Annotated in this window: 20 protein-coding genes; 13 read left to right on the top strand and 7 right to left on the bottom strand. The window is 65.8% G+C overall.

Going from position 1 to position 18869, the window contains the following annotated elements; translation table 11 throughout:
- From LCM4576_RS04985 to LCM4576_RS04940, 10 genes are all read left to right on the top strand, one after another.
- Entirely contained in the window at window positions 1-687 is a 687-nt protein-coding gene (locus LCM4576_RS04985) for an ABC transporter permease (protein ID WP_071030825.1), read from the top strand.
- A 158-nt stretch (window positions 688-845) separates the two neighbouring features.
- Window positions 846-1724, top strand: coding sequence for an ABC transporter permease (locus tag LCM4576_RS04980; protein ID WP_071030824.1), 879 nt, complete (start codon window positions 846-848; stop codon window positions 1722-1724).
- Window positions 1721-2566 carry an ABC transporter permease gene (locus tag LCM4576_RS04975; RefSeq protein WP_071030823.1) on the top strand — a complete coding sequence of 282 codons (846 nt, stop codon included), beginning with the start codon at window positions 1721-1723 and terminating at the stop codon, window positions 2564-2566. Before LCM4576_RS04980 ends, LCM4576_RS04975 begins: the two co-directional genes overlap by 4 nt.
- Window positions 2563-3705 (top strand): ABC transporter substrate-binding protein, encoded by a 1143-nt coding sequence (locus LCM4576_RS04970; protein ID WP_040980449.1) that lies wholly within the window; start codon window positions 2563-2565, stop codon window positions 3703-3705. The genes LCM4576_RS04975 and LCM4576_RS04970 overlap by 4 nt, the downstream gene beginning before the upstream one ends.
- Window positions 3698-4855: an ABC transporter ATP-binding protein gene (locus LCM4576_RS04965; RefSeq protein WP_071030822.1), complete on the top strand. Its 1158-nt coding sequence runs from the start codon at window positions 3698-3700 to the stop codon at window positions 4853-4855. The genes LCM4576_RS04970 and LCM4576_RS04965 overlap by 8 nt, the downstream gene beginning before the upstream one ends.
- Window positions 4856-5061: 206 nt before the next feature.
- Complete coding sequence (locus tag LCM4576_RS04960; protein ID WP_157901199.1) at window positions 5062-5310, top strand: DUF1127 domain-containing protein; 249 nt, start codon at window positions 5062-5064, stop codon at window positions 5308-5310.
- Between the two features lie 247 nt (window positions 5311-5557).
- Entirely contained in the window at window positions 5558-6136 is a 579-nt protein-coding gene (locus LCM4576_RS04955) for an OsmC family protein (protein ID WP_071030820.1), read from the top strand.
- 59 nt (window positions 6137-6195) lie between these two features.
- Window positions 6196-7422, top strand: a complete 1227-nt coding sequence (locus LCM4576_RS04950) for an NAD(P)/FAD-dependent oxidoreductase (RefSeq protein WP_071030819.1) — start codon at window positions 6196-6198, stop codon at window positions 7420-7422.
- Window positions 7423-7434: 12 nt separating this feature from the next.
- Window positions 7435-8727, top strand: a complete 1293-nt coding sequence (locus LCM4576_RS04945) for an NAD(P)/FAD-dependent oxidoreductase (protein ID WP_071030818.1) — start codon at window positions 7435-7437, stop codon at window positions 8725-8727.
- Entirely contained in the window at window positions 8724-9197 is a 474-nt protein-coding gene (locus tag LCM4576_RS04940) for a MaoC family dehydratase (protein ID WP_244510641.1), read from the top strand. The genes LCM4576_RS04945 and LCM4576_RS04940 overlap by 4 nt, the downstream gene beginning before the upstream one ends.
- 19 nt (window positions 9198-9216) lie before the next feature.
- Here LCM4576_RS04940 and LCM4576_RS37095 read toward each other — a convergent pair whose 3' ends face one another.
- From LCM4576_RS37095 to LCM4576_RS04905, 7 genes are all read right to left on the bottom strand, one after another.
- Window positions 9217-10752, bottom strand: coding sequence for an alpha/beta hydrolase (locus LCM4576_RS37095; protein ID WP_244510639.1), 1536 nt, complete (start codon window positions 10750-10752; stop codon window positions 9217-9219).
- A 169-nt stretch (window positions 10753-10921) separates the two neighbouring features.
- Complete coding sequence (locus tag LCM4576_RS04930; RefSeq protein ID WP_071030817.1) at window positions 10922-11878, bottom strand: DMT family transporter; 957 nt, start codon at window positions 11876-11878, stop codon at window positions 10922-10924.
- Window positions 11879-11982: 104 nt separating this feature from the next.
- Window positions 11983-12264, bottom strand: coding sequence for a hypothetical protein (locus LCM4576_RS04925; RefSeq protein WP_244508267.1), 282 nt, complete (start codon window positions 12262-12264; stop codon window positions 11983-11985).
- A 208-nt stretch (window positions 12265-12472) separates the two neighbouring features.
- Window positions 12473-13624, bottom strand: coding sequence for an FAD-binding oxidoreductase (locus LCM4576_RS04920; RefSeq protein ID WP_083361319.1), 1152 nt, complete (start codon window positions 13622-13624; stop codon window positions 12473-12475).
- A gap of 16 nt (window positions 13625-13640) precedes the next feature.
- Window positions 13641-14960 (bottom strand): aspartate aminotransferase family protein, encoded by a 1320-nt coding sequence (locus LCM4576_RS04915; protein ID WP_071030814.1) that lies wholly within the window; start codon window positions 14958-14960, stop codon window positions 13641-13643.
- Between the two features lie 134 nt (window positions 14961-15094).
- Window positions 15095-16072: a GlxA family transcriptional regulator gene (locus tag LCM4576_RS04910; RefSeq protein WP_040980430.1), complete on the bottom strand. Its 978-nt coding sequence runs from the start codon at window positions 16070-16072 to the stop codon at window positions 15095-15097.
- 114 nt (window positions 16073-16186) lie between these two features.
- Window positions 16187-16534, bottom strand: a complete 348-nt coding sequence (locus LCM4576_RS04905; RefSeq protein WP_041009356.1) for a VanZ family protein — start codon at window positions 16532-16534, stop codon at window positions 16187-16189.
- 206 nt (window positions 16535-16740) lie between these two features.
- Here LCM4576_RS04905 and LCM4576_RS04900 point away from each other — a divergent pair, with 206 nt between their 5' ends.
- The 3 genes from LCM4576_RS04900 (at window position 16741) to LCM4576_RS04890 (ending at window position 18866) form a co-directional block, all read left to right on the top strand.
- On the top strand, window positions 16741-17277 hold the full coding sequence (locus LCM4576_RS04900; RefSeq protein WP_071030813.1) for an imm11 family protein: 537 nt from the start codon (window positions 16741-16743) through the stop codon (window positions 17275-17277).
- A gap of 252 nt (window positions 17278-17529) precedes the next feature.
- Window positions 17530-18390, top strand: a complete 861-nt coding sequence (locus tag LCM4576_RS04895; RefSeq protein WP_071030812.1) for a xanthine dehydrogenase family protein subunit M — start codon at window positions 17530-17532, stop codon at window positions 18388-18390.
- Window positions 18390-18866 carry a (2Fe-2S)-binding protein gene (locus LCM4576_RS04890; RefSeq protein WP_071030811.1) on the top strand — a complete coding sequence of 159 codons (477 nt, stop codon included), beginning with the start codon at window positions 18390-18392 and terminating at the stop codon, window positions 18864-18866. Before LCM4576_RS04895 ends, LCM4576_RS04890 begins: the two co-directional genes overlap by 1 nt.
- Window positions 18867-18869: the final 3 nt, after the last annotated feature.

The raw sequence follows: 18869 nt of genomic DNA, 5'->3' as shown, positions 1-18869 counted from the left end.
GTGACTGAGTTCGGGCACTATCTCGCCAGTCAGCTCCTGGCTGGCATCCAGACCACCGTCATCCTCTTCGTCGGCTGCGCGCTCGTCGGCAATCTGCTGGCCATCCCGGTCGCGCTTGCCAAGCTGTCGGCAAGGCCATGGCTGCGCTATCCGGCGGTCGCCTTCATCCTGGCCTTCYGGGGCACGCCACTGCTCGTCCAGCTCTATCTTTGCTACTTCGGCGTCGGCCAGCTCCTCGCCGGCGTGCCTTCGATAAGGTACAGCCCGTTGTGGCCGATGTTGCGGGGCGCTTACTGCTATGCATTCCTCACCCTGTCGCTCAACACCGCGGCCTATTGCGGCGAAATATGGCGGGGCGCGATCCAGGCGATACCGGACGGGCAGCGCGAGGCCGGACAGTCGCTTGGCCTGTCGAAGACGCGCATCATGATTTCCGTGCTTTTGCCCCAGGCCTTCCGGTTGGCGCTGCCGGCGATCGGCGGGCAGAATATCCTGCTGCTGAAGGGCACGGCGCTCGCTTCGACGATCACGGTGTTCGAGCTCATGGGCGCGGCGAACCTCGTCCGCGCGCAAACCTTCCGGGTCTATGAGCCGCTGTTTGCCGCAGCGCTCGGATATTTCCTGCTGGCATCGTTGGTGACGGCTGGCTTCGGTTTCTTCGAACGTCGGTTGGCCCGAAGGTATTGAGGGGCGCGAGAAGCCGCCCCGGTCTCACGAGACCGTCGCCCCCTCCCCTGGCTGAATCGAATTTGGGCCACCGCCTGTAGACATCGCRGCGGCAATGAAACAATCTTCACTGCGGGAACATAAGCGCCTCGAAGAAGGCGCCTTACCTTCGGGTGCGCATGAACAATCGCTGGACCTTGTACGATCCACGCCTGGCCTGGATGCTGGTTGCACCGGTGCTTCTGCTGCTGATCTTCTTCCTGGTGCTGCCGATCGCGGTGATGGCGGCCTATACGTTCTTCACCTTCGTCACCGCCGGCGTCGAAACCAGCGCGTTGACCGCCGCCAACTGGCAGGAATTCTTCACCGACAGCTACTATTCCGGCTTCCTTCTGAAGACGCTGCGCGTCGGCGCGATCACCGCGCTGCTGTGCGGCGTGCTCGGCTATTTCCCGGCCTATTTCATCTGGGCGACGAGCTTCAGGCACAAATGGCTGCTCTTGCTCCTGCTCATCGTGCCGTTCTGGATCAGCTTCACCATCCGCACCTTTTCCTGGATCAACATCCTGGGCGAACAGGGCGTCATCAATGTCGCGCTGCTCAGGATGGGCATCATCAGCGAGCCGCTGCCGATGCTCTACAACGAGGGGGCGGTGATCCTGGGGCTGCTGCACTTCCTCCTGCCCTACATGATCCTCAACGTCTATGTCAGCCTCGAGGGCATCGACCGCACGCTGATTGCGGCGGCCCGCTCGATGGGCTGCACCAGCGCGCAGGYGTTCCGCGAGGTGACCTTGCCGCTGTCGCTGCCGGGTCTCGCGGCCGGGCTGYTGCTCTGCTTCGTGCTGGCGGCCGGCAGCTATGTGACGCCGCAATTGCTGGGCTCGGGCCGAGACGCGCTGTTCGGCAATCTGATCTACGACACCATCATGGGCGAATTGAACTGGCCGATGGGCGCCACGCTGTCGATCGTGCTGTTCCTAGTGCTCGGCTTCTTCGCCGCCATCTACACCCGCTACATGGGCATGTCGCAGATCGTCAAGGGGCTTGGCGGATGACGAAGGCTGCGCGGCGCAAGGAGGAAGGCAGATGGGCCTGGCGGCTGACCGGCTTCGTCACGCTCTGCGTCTACATCTTCATGTTCGCGCCGATCGTGGCGACCGTCATCCTGTCTTTCAACGCCTCGATGTTCGGCGGCTTCCCGATGACCGGCTTTTCGCTGCAGTGGTACGCCAAGCTGATGAACAATGACGCGGTGCTGACGGCCTTCCGCACCTCGCTGTGGATCGCGCTGGTCACTGCTGCCGTCACCACGGCCATCGGCGTCGTCACGGCTTTCGCGCTGGTGCGTTTCGAGTTCCGCGGCAAGCAGGCGCTGAGCACGCTGGTGATCCTGCCGGCGCTGGTGCYGGAAACCATCCTCGGCGTCGGCCTGCTGGTGCTGATCAAGGCGGTCGACCAGCCGCGCACGATGCTGCTTCTCGTGCTTGGCCATATCCTCTTAGCGGTGCCCTATGTGGTGCTGATCGCGCAGGCACGGATGATGGGGATCCGGCGCGTCTATGAGGAGGCGGCGCTCTCGCTCGGCGCCTCGCGCTTTTCGTCCTTCCGCGAGATCACGCTGCCGCTGCTCATCCCGGCGGTGGTCGGCGGCGCGCTGCTCGCCTTCACCATTTCGTTCGACAACACCTCGGCCAGCCTGTTCTGGCGGCCGGCCGGCGTCGAGACCATGCCCACCCAGATCCTTTCCATGCTCAAGATTTCGATCAGCCCAGAGATCAACGCGCTCGGCACCGTGATGATCCTGGTGACCGTGGGCATCCCGTTGATCGGCGGCCTGATCCTGCAGAGCTTGACCAGACTGAAAAGACGCGGCGAACCAAAGGAGGAAGTACGATGAAACTGACGACGACCAAGCGGCTGGAACGGCTGCACGACCGGTATGCCAACGGCGATCTGAGCCGCCGCACTTTCCTGACGCTGACGGCGGCGGCCGCCGCGTCGGCGGGGCTTTCCATGCCGTGGATGGGCCGGGCGCTCGCCGCGGTCGAGGAAGTCCGCTTCGACGGCTGGGGCGGCACGGTGCAGGACGCGATCGACAAGTTCGCCTTCCAGCCCTACACGGCCAAGACCAAGATCAAGGTGGTGCAAGGCACGTTCGGCGACGAGGACGAGATCATCACCAAGATCAAGACCGCTAAGCCCGGCGATTACCAGGTCATCCATTCCTCGGGCGTCAACTACTACATCAAATACGTCAATGGCGGCCTGACCTCGGAGATCAACGAGGCCAACATTCCCAACATGGCGAATGTGCTGCAGCCGATGATCGAGCCGTTCCGCAAGCTGACGCCGAAGCTGTCGGCCGTGCCTTACGACTACGGCACGACCGGCATTGCCTACAACACCAAGGTGATCTCGCCCGAAGAAGCCAAGGAAAAGGGCGCGGCACTCCTGCTCGACAAGAAATATGCCGGCAAGGTCGGCGGCTATTCCGACATGACGACGCGCGTCTGGTACGCGGCCTTGGCCACCGGACAGGATCCCAACAACCTCAAGGACATGGACACGATCTGGGCCAAGGTGCGCGAGACGCGCGACCTCGCCAAGAAGTTCTGGAGCTCCGGCGCGGAGTTGATGGACCTGCTTTCCAAGGGCGAGATCGTGGTGACCGACGCCTGGTCGGGCCGCGTCGCGGCGCTGCAGGATCAGGGTCATCCGATCGGCTATCTCGATCCGGCCGGCTCCTATGCCTGGATGGAGGACATGCTCATCCTGAAGGGCTCGCCGATGACCGAGTGCGAGGAGCTGATCAACTTCATGCTCGACCCGGCGACCTCGATCGCGGTGGCCGAAGGGCAGAGCTACCCGCCGTCGCTCGACCCGACCAAGGTCAAGCTCACCGACAAGATCGCGAAGCTGCCGGCCTTCGACCCGACGGGCACGATGAAGGCGCTGACCTTCGCCGATCCGGTCTACTGGGCGACCAATGAGGACGCCTGGACCAAGCAGTGGAACAGGATCTCGAAAGGTGCCTGACAGCCAGGACACGAAAATCCATCCCCGGCCGGCCTCGGCCGGGGCACAAGGCGCGGGCGCGGCCGCCGGGGCGAACAGCCCGGCAGTCGAGTTCCGCAACATCGACATCGCCTACGGCAAGTTCGTCGCGGTGCGCGATTTCTCTTTGTCGATCCGCAAGGGCAGCTTCGTCACGCTGCTCGGGCCATCAGGCTGCGGCAAGACGACGATCCTGCGCTCGATCGCCGGGCTGGTCGACATTTCGGCCGGCCAGATCATGATCGGCGGCCGGCGGGTCGACGACGTGCCGATCTACAAGCGCAATATCGGCCTGGTGTTCCAGAGCTATGCGCTCTTTCCCCACAAGAGCGTGTTCGACAATGTCGCCTTCGGCCTGAAATACCGCAACGTGGCGAAGCCCGAGATCAAGCGCAAGGTCGGCCAGGCGCTCGACATGGTGCGGCTGCCGGGCAGCGAGAAGAAACTGCCCTCGCAATTGTCGGGCGGCCAGCAGCAGCGCATCGCGCTGGCGCGCGCCATCGTTTTCGAACCGCAGGTGCTTTTGCTCGACGAACCGCTCTCGGCGCTCGACGCCAACATGCGCGAGGAAATGCGCGTCGAGATCAAGAAGATCCAGAAGGAAACCGGCATCACCGCCATCTTCGTCACGCACGACCAGGAAGAAGCGCTGTCCATGTCGGACCGCATCGTGGTGATGAATTCCGGCTCGGCCGAGCAGATCGGCACGCCGGAAGAAGTCTATGAGCGCCCGGCCACCGCCTTCGTCGCCGACTTCCTCGGCAAGGCCAACATGCTTTCGGGCACCGTGAGCCGATCCGACGGGCCGACAATTGTCACCCTGGCCAGCGGCCAGTCGGTTAATGTGCTGTCGCCCAAGCCGCTGGCGACCGGCAGCGCCGTCACGGTGGTGGTGCGGCCGCAGAAACTGGCGGTCGGCGGAGCGAACGCCAACCGCCTCCCCGGCCGCGTCGCCTCGACTTCCTATCTCGGCGGCAGCGCCATCTACGAGGTCGACATCGGCGGCAAGACGAGCATCCGCGCCAACGCCGCGATCAACGGCCGCGTTCTGCGCGAAGGCGAAGCGGTCGAGCTCAGCTTCGACCCGGACGATTGCGTCTTGCTGGACGAGAACGGACGGCGGATTTCCTGAGGTCGGGCCACGCTGCGCAAGCCTCGGCGGCAACCCTCGATTCAGGTCCGGTTCTAATCGACACTCGACCGGCAGGGCGCCGGTCGCAAAACCTCGATTTCCACGGCAAATTCGACGTCCGTTCCAACGCTGGCTCCCCCGGTCGTAAGCCACAAGTCCTGCCATCGACGACGCGAACGGTCGCGCCGCAAAGGATGGAGACGACGATGACGAGTTTGGAACACACCGCTTGTGAAACCGGCCGATCGGGCCGCGGCCTGGTCGACTTTGYCAGCCGCGCGCTCTGGCATTTCTATCGCGCGATGAGGATGCGCAGCGACCGCGCCGCCATGCAGGCCATGCCCGATTATCTGCTCAAGGACATGGGTGTCGCCCGTTCGGAAATCGACCATTACACCTCGATGCGCTACGCGGCGTCCGACACCGACCGGATGGATATCGGCAACGTCAGATGACCGCCCATGACGAGCGTGGCTGTGCCGCCGACATGCTCCGGGCGCTTCCCACCTCCCGGGATTTTTGCGCTTCGGCGTATTCGCTTCATGCGTAGGCCATKCCGTTTCAAACGATACGTCAAACGGCAATTTCCACGGTAGGCGTATGAAAAATTCCACGGTCGCATCCACTCTCGTTCAAACGCTCCATCGGCAAACAGAGGCCGTCACGGCAACCAAGCCGCAAACGAACCTTTGGAGATGAAAGATGCAACCCAACACCAAACCTGCACGGCTTCCGCTCAATGGCGTCGACACGCCGAACCTGATGGCGACGATCAATTTCGTCGCCGGGCAGCCGGAGCTCGCCAAGTTCCAGTTCCGCGCCCACAATGAGTGGATCGAGGGCACGCACAGCAAGACCGTCATGAACGGCTTCTTCGGCGCCGGCAACGAGYAGAAGCACGAGAAGCCGCACTATGCCGACGCCGACCATCCGGCGATCCTGTGYGGCGCCGACAATGCGCCGACGCCGGTCGAGTGGCTGCTGCACGGCCTGGCCGGCTGCCTGATGGCGGGCGTCGCCAACATCGCCGCCGCGCGCGGCATCAAGCTCACCAAGGTGAAGTGCTCGGTCGACGGCGACATCGACCTGCGCGGCATCCTCGGCATCTCGGACGAGGTCCGCAACGGTTTCCAGAACATCCATGTGTCGTTCGAGATCGAGGGCGACGCGCCGGCCGAGAAACTGCAGCAGCTGGTCGAGCAGTCGCGCGCCCGTTCGGCGGTGTTCGACGTGCTGACCAAGGGGGTGCCGGTCACCGTCGGCATCAAGACCATCCAGTAAGCCCGCAGGCGGCTCGGGCCTGATCCGGGCCGCCTCCCCTCCTATCGACGGAATGAACCATGAGACGCTCGGACGTCGTCATCATCGGCGCGGGCCAGGCCGGCCTCGCACTCAGCCATTGCCTTGGCCAGGCCGGCATCGATCATGCCGTGCTTGAGCGCGGCCGCATCGGCGAGCGCTGGCGCTCGCAGAGCTGGCGCTCGCTTCGGCTGCTCACGCCGAATTGGCTGAATGCGCTCCCCGGCTCGCCCTATGGGGGCGGCGATCCCGACGGCTTCATGAGCAAAGGGGCTTTCGTGGAAAGCCTGGAGCGCTACGCCTGGCAATGGCATGCGCCAGTCGAGACCAATGTCGAGGTCACATCCGCCAAGCGGACCGGCGACGGCTTTGCCCTGCGCACCAGCGCCGGCGACTGGTCGGCGCGCGCGGTCGTCGTGGCGACGGGACATTGCGACCGCCCGGTCATCCCTTTTTCGGCCGAGACCCTTCGCGGACCGCTCAGCATTCACGCATCGCAATATCGCTCGCCTGGCGAGCTGCCGAGCGGTGGCGTGCTGGTCGTCGGCGCCTCGTCCTCCGGCGTGCAGATCGCCGACGAGCTCGCCCGCGCCGGGCGGCGCGTGGTGCTTTCGGTCGGCAAGCATACGCGGCTGCCCAGAACATGGCGCGGCCAGGATATCTTCTTCTGGCTCCGCGCAATGGGCCTGATGGCGCAGCGACCGGAAGACCTCGCCAATCCGGAAGCCGCCCGGCGCCAGCCATCGCTGCAGCTCGCCGGCCGGCCGGACAAGGCCGATGTCGATCTCGCCACGCTGCAGGCGCTCGGCGTGGAACTCACCGGGCGGGTGCGGCGCGTCGGCGATCGCGTGATCGGCTTCGCCGGCGATCTCGGCCAGCACGTCGCAGCGGCCGAAGCGAAGCAGGCGCGCCTGCTCGACCAGATCGACCGCTTCGCGGGTGTGGCGACACCGTACCGGCCCGAGCCGGTGGCGCTGCCATCGACCTGCGTAGAGCGGGTGTCGCTGACGGACGGATCGATCCGCAGCATCGTCTGGGCGACCGGCTATGCGCGCTCGTTCGACTGGCTGGAGCCGCTGGCGCTTGGCGCCGATGGCGAGCTGGCGCATCAGGGCGGCGTCACCAGCGTGCCTGGCCTCTATGCGCTCGGCTTCCGCTTCCTGCGCAAGCGCGATTCCAACTTCATCGGCGGCGTCGGCGCGGATGCCGAGGCGATCGCCGCCGAAATCTCGCGTTATCTCGACTGCAATGGCCGCAAGGCGGCCTGAGGATCTACGACCATGGCAACCATCTCCCTCATGGCCTCCCCCAAGCGTGGCCATTACGACGCCATCATCGTCGGCGCGCGCTGCGCGGGCGCGGCGACCGCGATGCTGCTCGCCCGCGCCGGCCTCAAGGTGCTGGCGATCGACCGCAAGCCCTATGGCTCCGACACGCTGTCGACGCATGCGCTGATGCGGCCCGCGGTGCTGCAATTGTGGCGCTGGGGTTTGCTCGAGCCGGTGCTTAAGGCCGGCACGCCGCTGATCGAGACAACGACCTTCCACTATGGCGACGAGGAGATCGCCATCCCCCTCGCCTCCGCCGGCTCGGATCTTCCTGGCCTGATCGCGCCGCGGCGCACCGTGCTCGACCGCATCCTGGTCGACGCGGCGCGCAAGGCCGGCGCGGAGATCCTGCACGAAATGGCGGTCGGCGATCTCTTCGCCGACACGCGTGGCCGCGTGCGCGGCATCGAGATCCGCGCCGCCGGCCGTGCTGCCGTGCGGGTCAGCGCCGATATCGTGGTCGGCGCGGACGGCGTCGGCTCGCTGGTGGCAAAATGCGTCGACGCCCAGACCTTGCGGCGCGGCGCAGTGTCGGCTGCCCACGTCTATGGCTATGCACCGATCGAGCCGGGCGCCGGCTACCACTGGTATTTCCGCGACGGGATCGCCGGCTCCTTCATCCCGACCAATGACGGCCTCGCCTGCATCGTCGCCTCGGTGCCGACGAGCCTGTTCGACCAACGCTTCCGCCTCGGCCACGCCCGCGCCCGCATGGATGTGCTCGAAGCGCTTTCGCCGGCRCTGGCCGCACAGGCGGCCAACGCGCCGAAGGATGCTCGCCTGCAGGCGTTCCGGGGCGTGCCTGGCTATATCCGCCAGGCGCACGGTCCGGGTTGGGCGCTGGTGGGTGATGCCGGGTTCTTCCGCGACCCGATCACCTCGCACGGCATTTCGGACGCGCTGCGCGACGCCGAGAGCCTCGCGCGGGCGATCCTCGACGGCTCTGAGGCGGCATTTTCGGTCTGGCAGCGGCAGCGCGACATGATCGCCAATCAGATCCTCGACACCACCGACGCCGTCGCCGGCTTCGACTGGACGCTCGACGATCTCGGCGAGCGGCACCGCCGCTTCAGCGCCGTGCTCAAGGCCGAAGTGCAGGCGCTGGCCGGGCACCCCATGCCGGCCCGCCGCGCCCCTTCCTCTGCATCGCGGCCGTCAGCCCACCGGGCGCCAGCCAATCAGGACGAGCYGCCGGCTTCGGCCGGCTCGAACCTCAATCGCAACCGAACCGGAGCAAGATCATGACTTTGCATTCGATAAAGGATGGGCATGTGATGAAGGACGGCTGGGTCGGCGTCATCAAGGGCCGGCCAAAGGTGGGTGCTTTCGCCGAGCGCTCGCGGCGCACGCAGCCTCAGGATATCGATGCTTTCGCCGAGATGACCGGCGACCGTAACCCATTGCACTACGACAAAGCGCTGGCCGAGGCTTCGGTGTTCGGCAAGCTCATCGTGCAGGGCGGCGTCACCTCCGGCATCCTGAATGCGGTGGTGGCGGAGGACCTTCCCGGCCCCGGCTCGGTGTTCCTTGAAGTGGCGTGGAAATTCGTCAAGGCGGTCGGCGTCGGCGAACTGATCACCGGCCGGGTCGAGGTCAAGGAGGTGCGCGCCGACAAGCCGATCACCAAGCTGGAGACATCGGTGCGCAACGAAGCCGGCGAGCTGTGCCTCACYGGCACCGCGACGGTGTTCACCGTGCCTTTGGCCAAGGGCTGAGGGCTTCGCGAGCACCCAATTATCCGCCAGCCGTCTCGGCGATGAAGGCGCGGACGTGATCGATGAACTCCTCGAAGGCCGGCTCACCTTCGAGGAGGATGTGGTTCTGACTCTCGAGCTCGATAAAGCGCGCGCCGGGAATGCCCGCTGCCATCGTGYGGCCGGACTCCACCGGTGCCACGTTATCGTCCCGCGCATGCAACACCAGTGTCGGCACGCGCACCTTTTCCAACAAGTCRCTGACATCGATCACCGAAGAGGCGCTCTGCAGCCGCCAGGCATCGTCGGGTGAGACGGTGCGCAGCATCAGGTCGTCCATCCAGGCGAAATGCTCGTGCGTGGCGCCGGGGATAAACATCGAGCAGAAGGCCTGACGGAACATCGGGTTCGGCTTGCCCCAGTTCTCGCGCATCAGCGTCGCGGCAGCTTCGCGCGTCGCGATCTCGCYGGCGTCGCCGCGCGCCCGCCAGCCTTTGACATAGCCGCCGTAAAGGATCATGCCCGACACTTTCTCGGGGTGGCGGATGGCATAGGCGATGGAAACCGCGCAGCTCTGCGACAGGCCGAGCAAGGTGAAGCGGTCGAGCCCTGCCGCCTCGACCACGCATTCGAGGTCCGACACCATCGTCTCGAACGAGATGTCGACGACGTGCCGCTGCGACAAGCCGTTGCAGCGCTGGTCATAGCGCACCAGCCGGTTGTGGCGCGACAGTTCCCCCATCCAGTGCCGCCAGATCGGGCTGTCCCAGTCGAAGGTGAGATGCGACATCCAGTGCGCGGCGCGCAGGATCGCCGCGCCGCTGCCGGTGCTGGCATAGGCGAGCCTGGTGCCGTCGAGAGCCCGGCAGAATTGCACGGCGCGGCCGGGATCCTGTGCCGGCGCGGCGGGTTTCGACGGCGCCTGCGCCGGTCGCGCGGCGCCCGACTGGGGCGCGCGGCTCGTGGCTTGAGCGGCGGCCGACCGGACCTGGCCCTCCAGCGCCTGGATCTCGGCGGCGAGGCCGGCGTCGTCGGGGACGAGGCGGCGCAGGCGCTGCGCAAGCGGCAGCGCCCGCCGGGGCTGATCCGTCAGGCGCTCGACCAGCTCGCGCAGGATGCCGAGCTCGACGATCTCCACTTCGCTGGCGATCGCCTGCCGCMAGGACTCGTATTCGAAGCATCGTTCGAGCGAGAGATCGGCGAGAAAGCCGCCGCGGATCGAGGCAAGGACGGCTTCGAGCTCCTCGGTCGAGTGGGTCGACAGGTCGGCCTTCACCAACGGCGCCAGCCGCGCATAGTCCGTCTCGAGGTTGAGCGCTACGGCGTTGCGATCGGCGATGAGGGAGGATTCGCCGCCGTCCAGCACCTGGCGGATCTTGGACAGGCTCCAGCGCAAGGCGCCGCGCGGATCGTCGGGAATGTCCCAGAATATCTCGCACAACCGCTCGCGCTGGTGCTGCCTGGCGGTGACGGCGAGGTAAGCGAGCAACGCCCGCGTCTTGCGCGACGGCGGCAGGTCAAGCGGCGCGCCGTCGCGCGTGACCTGCAAATCRCCAAGCACGCGCAGTTGAAGCATCTGCTGGCCGCCGTTCATGCGTTCACGCGCTTGTCGATAGCCATGATCCCCCTTCGGCCCTGGCCGGCGCCGCGAAGGGGCAGCCAATAGCAAAATTGGCTAATTTAGGAAAGCGTTGCGCATGGCACCCAGCGTACATGGACCTGAAATGACGCTGCTCGCCGCTCCGTCATGCCTTTGCCGCAACCGCCCTCGGCTTGATGACCGTCGCCAGCACAACCCCGACCACGATGAAGGCCGAGCCTACCAGATCATAGTCGTGCAGGCTCTCGCCGAGCAGGAGATAGGCGAGGATGGCGACGAACAATGTCTGCAGATAGAGCAGCATGCTTGCCCGGCTCGCGCCCAGCGTCTCGACGCTTTTGTTGTAGAGATAATACATCAGCGCGCCGCCGGGACCGGCCAGATAGGCGAGCGCGAGCAGGCCATTGCCGTTCAGGGCGGAGCGTTCGTCGTTGAAGATTTCCCAGAGATGGAACGGCAGCGCCACCAGCGCCCCGGCGCCGAGCAAGAGGACCACCAGCGGCAGGAGTTGGAGGCCGAATTTGGAGCGGCGCAGCAGCACGGTGTAGAGCGCCCAGCAGAAGGCGCTGCCGACGATCCACAACTCGCCGATGTTGAGGCGCAGGTGCACCAGCGCGTCCAGCTTGCCATGCGCGACGATGACCAGCATGCCGGCAAGTGCGGCAATCGCGCCGAGCGACTTCCAGAGGCCGAGCGGCTCGCCCAGCACGAGGCGCGCCAGCACCATGGTCATGATCGGCGACATTGCCATGATGATGCCCGCCGTGGTGGCGTCGGTGTCGTTCAAGCCATGGTAGATCATGCCCTGGCAGAGYGTCAGGCCGATCGCTCCGACAGCGACGACCTCCAGCGGCCGGGATTTGAGGAGCGCAATCATCGCGCCGTGATGGCGGTGCACGATCGGCAACAGGATGGCGCAGGCGAGCAAGAGCCGCCAGAAGCACAGCCCCCAGGGCGGCATTTCCGGCGCCACCCATTTGGCCGCGATATAGACGCCGGCCGACAGCAGCCAGCACAGCACGGCAGCGGGATAACCGCCCAGGGAAGGTAGCGAGATTGCGGCAGGTTGCTCTGCCGGATGCGCTATCGGTATCGCCTGCATCGCATGCCCCCCGTTCGATGAACGCCGGCCCAGACGTGAGCGGCAGTCTACCTCATTCCCGGGTTGTTACATATGGCCGCCGATGGAGAGCCATGGTCCAAAGATCAGTGCGGCGTGCCGCTAGCGGGATGCAGCAGGTCCCAGGCCGAGCCAACGCGACCGTGGAGCTGCGACGCAAAGCGTTCGGCTTCGGTGTCTTCGAGGCCGTCGTCGACAAGCGCCTCGATGCTTCGCCGCAGCAGGGCGAGCTGCATCTGCCGTGCGTGGCCTTTGTCCGTTTCGCGCATGATGGCAGTGACGTGATAGGCCACGACAGGCTGGCCGAGACAGGACAGAAGCGCGCCCGACTCTGCCGTCGCTGCAGTAACTGCTTCCTCGATATTCATGCCGGCGCTCCTCATCAAAGATGCTGGGCGCCTCCCCGGCAGACGGCGGCGATTATCCGCCGCTTCTTTGCTGATTTCGACAGCCGCGCTCATCGCTCACGACCAAAATCAGTATCCTCCAGAACCGTATTTAAGGCGACCGGATAGTTAATTGATGGTTAACGGGAACGATCGCATCTTATGCGTCCCGACCGGCTTGGYGCATCGGTCAGTGACCGAGGACATTGCGCTCGGCCGATGGCGCGAGGCTCYGCGAACCGGGTACCGAAACCGGCGCGCCTCGAAGCACCCAGTCTGCCGCGATCTGGCCGATCACCGGGGCAAGCTGGATGCCGTAGCCGCCGGCGCCGGCGGCGGTGATCAACGTTGGTTCCGAGGCGTCGAGCGGCCCGACGAAGGGGCGATGGTCGGCGGTGACCGGATAAAGACCCGCCCAGCCCCGGCCGAGTCGTGCGCCCGGCAGGTCGGGAACACGTTCTAAAAGCAGCTCCGCCAGATCGACCTTGGACTGCTCTTCGCACTGTTCGTTGTAATTGTYKGGATCTTCCGGAGCGATCGAGTTCACCTTGTGGATCTCGGCGATCAGCTCGCCCGGCTTTTCGTGGCGGAAATTGAGGCCGCTGCCCTCGCCGTTCACCAGGTCCATCACCATCGGCATGGTGTAGCCGAGCGGCTCGTCGAGATGGATGACGACGGCCTCGTGGCGCTCGGGCCAGATGTGCACGCGCTGGCCGAAAAGTGCTGCGACCTGCGGCGCCCAGGCGCCAGCCRCATTGACCACGGCATAGCAATCCATCGAGCCGCCGCTGGTTTCCAGCGTATAGCCGCCCGGCCGCCGTTCAACRCCGAGCAGCTTGCGGTACTGGCGGATCTCRCCGCCCTTGGCGCGGACGATGCCCGCCAGGAAATTGCACATCTCGTGCGGGTCGAGGAAGCCGTTGTCGGGTCCGAACAATCCGCCTTCGAGCCCATCCGGATTGATATGCGGAACGAGATCCCTGAGTTCGTTGGCATGGATCAGGCGCGACCTCAGCCCTGCTTCGGCCTGGATCTCGACCGATCTCGCGAAGAGCGCCATCTGCGCCGGCGTACGGGCCAGCCGCAGATAGCCGATATGGTTGAAGCGAAGCCCCTCGCCTTCCCATTGGCGGAACCGGYGCAGCGAATGGACGCGCAGCATGATCTCGAACGGGTCGGTCAATTGCGACCCGACGACGCCGACCGACCGGCCACTCGACCCCGAAGCGATCGACTGGGCTTCGAGCACGGTGACGCGAGCGCCCTGTTCGACGAGATTGAGCGCCGTGCACATGCCCAGTGTGCCCGCGCCGATCACAACGACATGAGGAGAAGCTGTCATTCACGGTTCTCCTCGATCAGGATTGCGCGGCGATCTCGCCCAAGGTCTCGTCGATCGCATGAAGGATGGCACCGGCATCCGCCTCGGTCATCGGCGTCGACAGCGCGAACAGGCCGTAGCTGGCGGRGAGCACGCCACGGCCGAGCAGGCCCTTGTGGAAGGCGTCGAATTTCTTGCGCTCGGCCTGGCCGGGATAGATGGAGCGGTAATCCGTGACGGGATGCGACGTGAAATGAACCTTGAACAGCGAGCCGAGGCCGACGCATTGGCCGGCAAGCCCGCGCCTTTCGAATGAAGCGCTGACGCCGTCGCGCAGGAACGAGCCAAGATGATCGAGATGGACGAAGCTTTCTTTCGTCAGCGCCCGCATCGAGGCAAGGCCGGCGCGCATGGTGACGGGATTGGCGGTGAAGGTGCCGCCATGCGGAAGCGCGGGCTTGCCCGCGGTCGGATCGAACACCGCCATGATATCGGCGCGCCCGCCAACGGCGCCCACCGGAAAGCCGCCGCCGATGATCTTGCCCAGCGCCGTCAGGTCGGGCTCGATGCCCCATAGGCCTTGCGCGCCAGACCATCCCAGGCGAAACGAGATGACCTCGTCGAAGATGACCAGCGCACCCGCCGCATGGGCGATCTCGACCATGGCTTGGAGGTAATCCCGGCGCGCCGGGATCAKCCCGGCGCGGTTGGGCATCGGGTCGATCAGCACGGCCGCGATGGTCTCCCCCTCGGCGGCGAAGACGGCGCGCAGCGCCTCGGTGTCGTTGAAGGGCACGGCGATCACGTCGTCCAGCACGCCGCGCGGCGTGCCCCTGGCATAGGGCGTGGACCTCGGCAGGTCGCCCCAATTGGCGGGCGAGGAGTCCAGGCTCACTTCGGCGAAATCGTAGGAGCCGTGATAGGCGCCTTCGATCTTGACGATCTTCGGCCGGCCGGTGAAGGCGCGCGCGGCCTTGATCGCCATCATCACGCCCTCGGTGCCCGAGTTGGTGAAGYGGATCTGGTCGACGGAGGGCAGCCGCTCGACCAGCAGCTCGGCAAGCTCGATCTCGCTCAGGGTCGGGGCGCCGAAGGCCGTGCCAAGGGGCAGCTGATCGGCCACGGCCGCGGTGACGTCGGGATGGGCATAGCCATGGATCATGGCGGTGAAATTGTTGATGCAGTCGTAATAGGCATTGCCGTCGACATCCCAGACCCTGCAGCCCTCGCCGCGTTCGGCATAGATCGGAAACGGATCGACGAAGACCGTGGTGCGCGTGTTGCCGCCCGGCATCACCTTCCTGGCGCGCTCGAACAGGGCTTTCGATCCGGGCATGGCGTCGGGATATTGCGGCATGGCTCTCCGAGGCGACTTCGACCAATGAAACAGCGACGCAACCGCCGCTCGTCACGAAGCTACGGTTCGTTTCCGCGCCGGCGCAATCAGCCAGACCGGGCATGCGACCCGACCAGGGTCATGGCAAGTCCACATCATTTTGCGGCCGCCGCGACCGCGCGGTTCGGGTGCCTCAGATGGGTCGGCGTGATGCCGGTCTGCTGGCGGAAGACGCGGCTGAAATGGCCGGCATTGGGAAAGCCGCAGCGATAGGCGATCTCGCCGATGGCAAGGTCGCTGCCTTCCAGCAGCGACTTGGCGTAATGCAGCCGCAGCGCGAGATAAGCGGCCATCGGGCCGATGCCGAGCTCGGCGCCGAACAGGCGCTCGAGCTGGCGGCGCGAGCAGTTCTGCCTGGCGGCGATCTCGGCGACCGAGAGCGTCTCCTGCAGATTGCTTTCCATCAGGAGCAGCGCCCGCTTCACCGCGCGGCTCGCGGCCGCGGGAAAAAGGTCGCCGACCGGCTGCACGTCGCGGCTGGAGCGGATGCGGTCGAGCACCAGGATCTTGGCCGCCTTCTCCGCCGCCTTCTGGCCGATGAACTGCGAGACGAAATAGCCGGCGAGGTCGGCGGCGCCGGTGCCGCCGGCGCAGGTCGCCCGGCCACGGTCGACGGAATAGAGGCTGTCGGCATGGGCGTTCACGTCAGGAAACTCGGCGCGAAAATCCTTGATGTGGAACCAGCTGACGGCGGCGCTGTAGCCGTCGAGCAGACCGTAGCGCGCGAGCACGAAGCTGCCGGTGCAGAGCGCGGTGAGCGGCACACCCTTCTGCGCGGCGCGCAGCAGAAACGCCTCTTTTTCCGAACTCAGCTTGCGGTTGGTGTCGAGCAGGCCGCCGACCACCACGACATTGTCGAAATCCTCGGGATTGCCCATCGCCCGGGTCGGCAGCAATTCGACGCCGCAGCTTGCCCGGATCGGCAGGCCGCGCTCGCCGACGATCTCCCAGTCGAACTCGATCCTGCGGCTGCGGTCGCCCTCGTCGCCGGCCAGCCTCAGCGTGTCGATGAACAGGGACAGCGGCGACAAGGTGAAATCGCGCACCAAAAGAAATGCGAACTTCTTGGCCATCGGCTTCCGGGATCGTCGATCGTTTAACCGGACATTATGCGAAAATCGCTGGGCCGGGCCTTCTGAATCCGACCTTCATCCGGTCGAAACATCATCGAGCCGCGACCTCGGGGACTAGCGCCGCTCGGCGGCCCGGCTCGCCAACGCGATGACGAAGCGCCCCAGGACAATCCCCGCGATACCCGCCGCCGCCTTGAGCAGGCCATCGACAACCCGCGCATGCCGGCCAGGGTCGAACAGCTGCAGGACTTCGAGAACGCCGGCCACCGCGCAAACGAACAGCACGGTCTGCGTCACGCGGGACGGAAACCCGAGCGCCAGGGCCAGCCCCAGCAGGATGTAAGCCAAAGCGCGCTCCATGTTGGGGTCGCTCAGGTGTGGCCGCAGTTCGATGGGCGACAGCGTGGCGAAGGTGATGAGAGCCAGCAGGACGAACGCGGCGAGACGGGAAATGGAGGTCATGCCCGCTCTTACAGGCCRCTGGCCGTGATAACAATATTGCCGGCGCCMGRCCGCGGATTGGTTCCGCGCGGTGCCCGAAGCCGACGTTGCTCTGCAATCAGGCTGAGCTTCCTTGAACGCCGCGCAGGGCCGGTGCATGCTCCCAGCGCGCTTTCGGCGATCGCCGGGCGCCGCAATTTTCAGTCGAACGGCGGAGCCATCGGGCGATGACGACCATCCATCAATTCGCTGTGTCGGAAGGACAGGAATGGGTGCTGCCGGTCGATGACGATGCTTACGAGGCGTTCTTCGGCCTCGACGGACGCTCGCTGGAAGGCCGGCAGCCGCCGGTGATGCGGCGCGTCGAGGGAGGCGAGCGGCTCTCTTCCGATTTCCCCTGGCTTGGCGAACATGCGCCGCTGTTGCGCCGGCCGGCCGTCGATGCGCTGGCGGATGCGTTGCGCCCTTACGGCGAGTTGGTGGCGCTGCGCGGCGAGGAGGTCTGGCTGCTCAACGTCACCCATGTGATCGACGCGCTGGACGAGGCGCGCTCGCAGATCGTGCGGTTCTACGACGGCGACATCCTGGCGATCGAGCGCTATGCCTTCGACGCGGAGAAGATCGGGACAGCGGAAGTGTTCAAGCTGCCGATGCGGGCTTCCCCGGTCTTCGTCGACGACGTGTTCGTCGAGCGGGTGCGCAAGGCCGGGTTGCGCAACGTCTCGTTCGAGCCGGTATGGACATCGGGAACGGCGGTTGCTTGAGGCGAATAACAGTTTTGCGGTTTGTGGCRGAGACGGCCAATGACCAACGCCGGCGCCGCCCCTCATCCGCCCTCCGGGCACCTTCTCCCCGTATAGTGACGGGGAGAAGGAAGAGGCTGCGCTGCCCTGGCCCGGCCTCTGGGCGCATCTGGAACAGGGCTCTGGCCCAACCCGGACATGCACGAACGGGATGGCCATTATAACCAGAGGCTTTATAACGGTCGCTGACAAAGCGATCACCAAGGGGAGACGATGCGTTACATACGTCCGCTTTCAATCGAAGATGCCGTCGGCGAGCTCGCCAAGGCGGTAGGACCGGCCGCCATCCTGGCCGGAGGCAGCGACTTGCTGGTGAGGATGAAGGGCGGCTTCGTCGAGCCCGAGCTGATCGTCGACATCAAGCGCATAGGCGGCCTGAGCGACGTGACCGAGACGGCGGAAGGTTTCCGGATCGGCGCCGCCGTGCCCTGCGCCGTGCTGGGCGAGAACAAGGCGCTGAAGCAGGCATGGCCGGGCGTGGTCGAGGCCGCGAACCTGATCGGCTCCAAGCAGGTTCAGGGCCGCTGCACCATCACCGGYAACCTCTGCAACGCCTCGCCCRCCGCCGACAGCGTGCCGGCGCTGGTGGCTGCAGGCGCCAAGGCAGTCGTCGCCGGGCCTTCGGGYAAGCGCACCATTGCGGTTGAGACCGTGCCTACCGGGCCGGGCCGCACGTCGCTCGCCAAGGGCGAGATCATCGAGGCGATCCTGCTCGACAAGCGCCCTGACCATGCGGGCGACGCCTATCTGCGCTTCATTCCGCGCACCGAGATGGACATCGCGGTGGTGAGCGCCGGCGTGAACCTGACGCTGGACGATCACGGCGCGATCAAGACCGCCCGCGTGGCGCTGGGCGCCGCCGCGCCCACCGTGCTTCTGGTCGAGGAAGCGGGCCAGGTGCTGATCGGCTCCAGGCTCGACGAAGCAACGCTGGAGCGGCTGGCCAAGATCTGCGCCGGCGCCTGCCGTCCGATCGACGACAAGCGCGGCACCATCGAATTCAGACGAAAGGTCGCGGGCGTGCTGGCAAGGCGCGTCGCGGCAATCGCCTACAAGCGTGCGGGAGGCAAATAATGGCCGGTGTAGCTGTATCAACCACGATCAACGGCGATGCCGTCGAATATCTCTGCCAGCCCGACGAGACGCTGCTTGAAGTGCTGCGCGACCGGCTGGGCCTGACCGGCGCCAAGGAAGGCTGCGGCACCGGCGACTGCGGCGCCTGCAGCGTCATCGTCGACGGCCGCCTCGTCTGCTCCTGCCTGGTGCTGGGCGCGGAAGCCGAAGGCCGCAAGGTCGAGACCATCGAAGGCATGGCGCATGGCGACCAGCTGCACCCGCTGCAGCAGAAATTCCTGGAGCACGCGGCCTTGCAATGCGGCATCTGCACGCCAGGTTTCCTGATTGYGGCGAAGGACCTCTTGGCCAAGAACCCCTCGCCCACCGAGGAGGAAATCCGCTTTGGGCTGGCCGGCAATCTCTGCCGCTGCACCGGCTATGACAAGATCGTGCGCGCCGTCCAGGACGCGGCCAACGTGATGAAGGGAGCGTAATCC

The organism is Mesorhizobium sp. LCM 4576, from assembly GCF_001854815.1.
In the GTDB taxonomy this organism is placed as follows: Bacteria; Pseudomonadota; Alphaproteobacteria; order Rhizobiales; family Rhizobiaceae; genus Mesorhizobium; species Mesorhizobium plurifarium.
The sequence above is the reverse complement of the archived record's forward strand: the minus strand, read 5'-3'. Positions and strand labels throughout refer to the sequence as shown.

Excerpts from the sequence above, each read along its gene's own strand:
- LCM4576_RS04970 (WP_040980449.1), top strand. The coding sequence starts at position 2,563 with ATGAAACTGACGACGACCAAGCGGCTGGAACGGCTGCACGACCGGTAT.
- LCM4576_RS04950 (WP_071030819.1), top strand. The coding sequence starts at position 6,196 with ATGAGACGCTCGGACGTCGTCATCATCGGCGCGGGCCAGGCCGGCCTC.
- LCM4576_RS04925 (WP_244508267.1), bottom strand. The coding sequence starts at position 12,264 with ATGAATATCGAGGAAGCAGTTACTGCAGCGACGGCAGAGTCGGGCGCG.
- LCM4576_RS04910 (WP_040980430.1), bottom strand. The coding sequence starts at position 16,072 with ATGGCCAAGAAGTTCGCATTTCTTTTGGTGCGCGATTTCACCTTGTCG.
- LCM4576_RS04905 (WP_041009356.1), bottom strand. The coding sequence starts at position 16,534 with ATGACCTCCATTTCCCGTCTCGCCGCGTTCGTCCTGCTGGCTCTCATC.
- LCM4576_RS04900 (WP_071030813.1), top strand. The coding sequence starts at position 16,741 with ATGACGACCATCCATCAATTCGCTGTGTCGGAAGGACAGGAATGGGTG.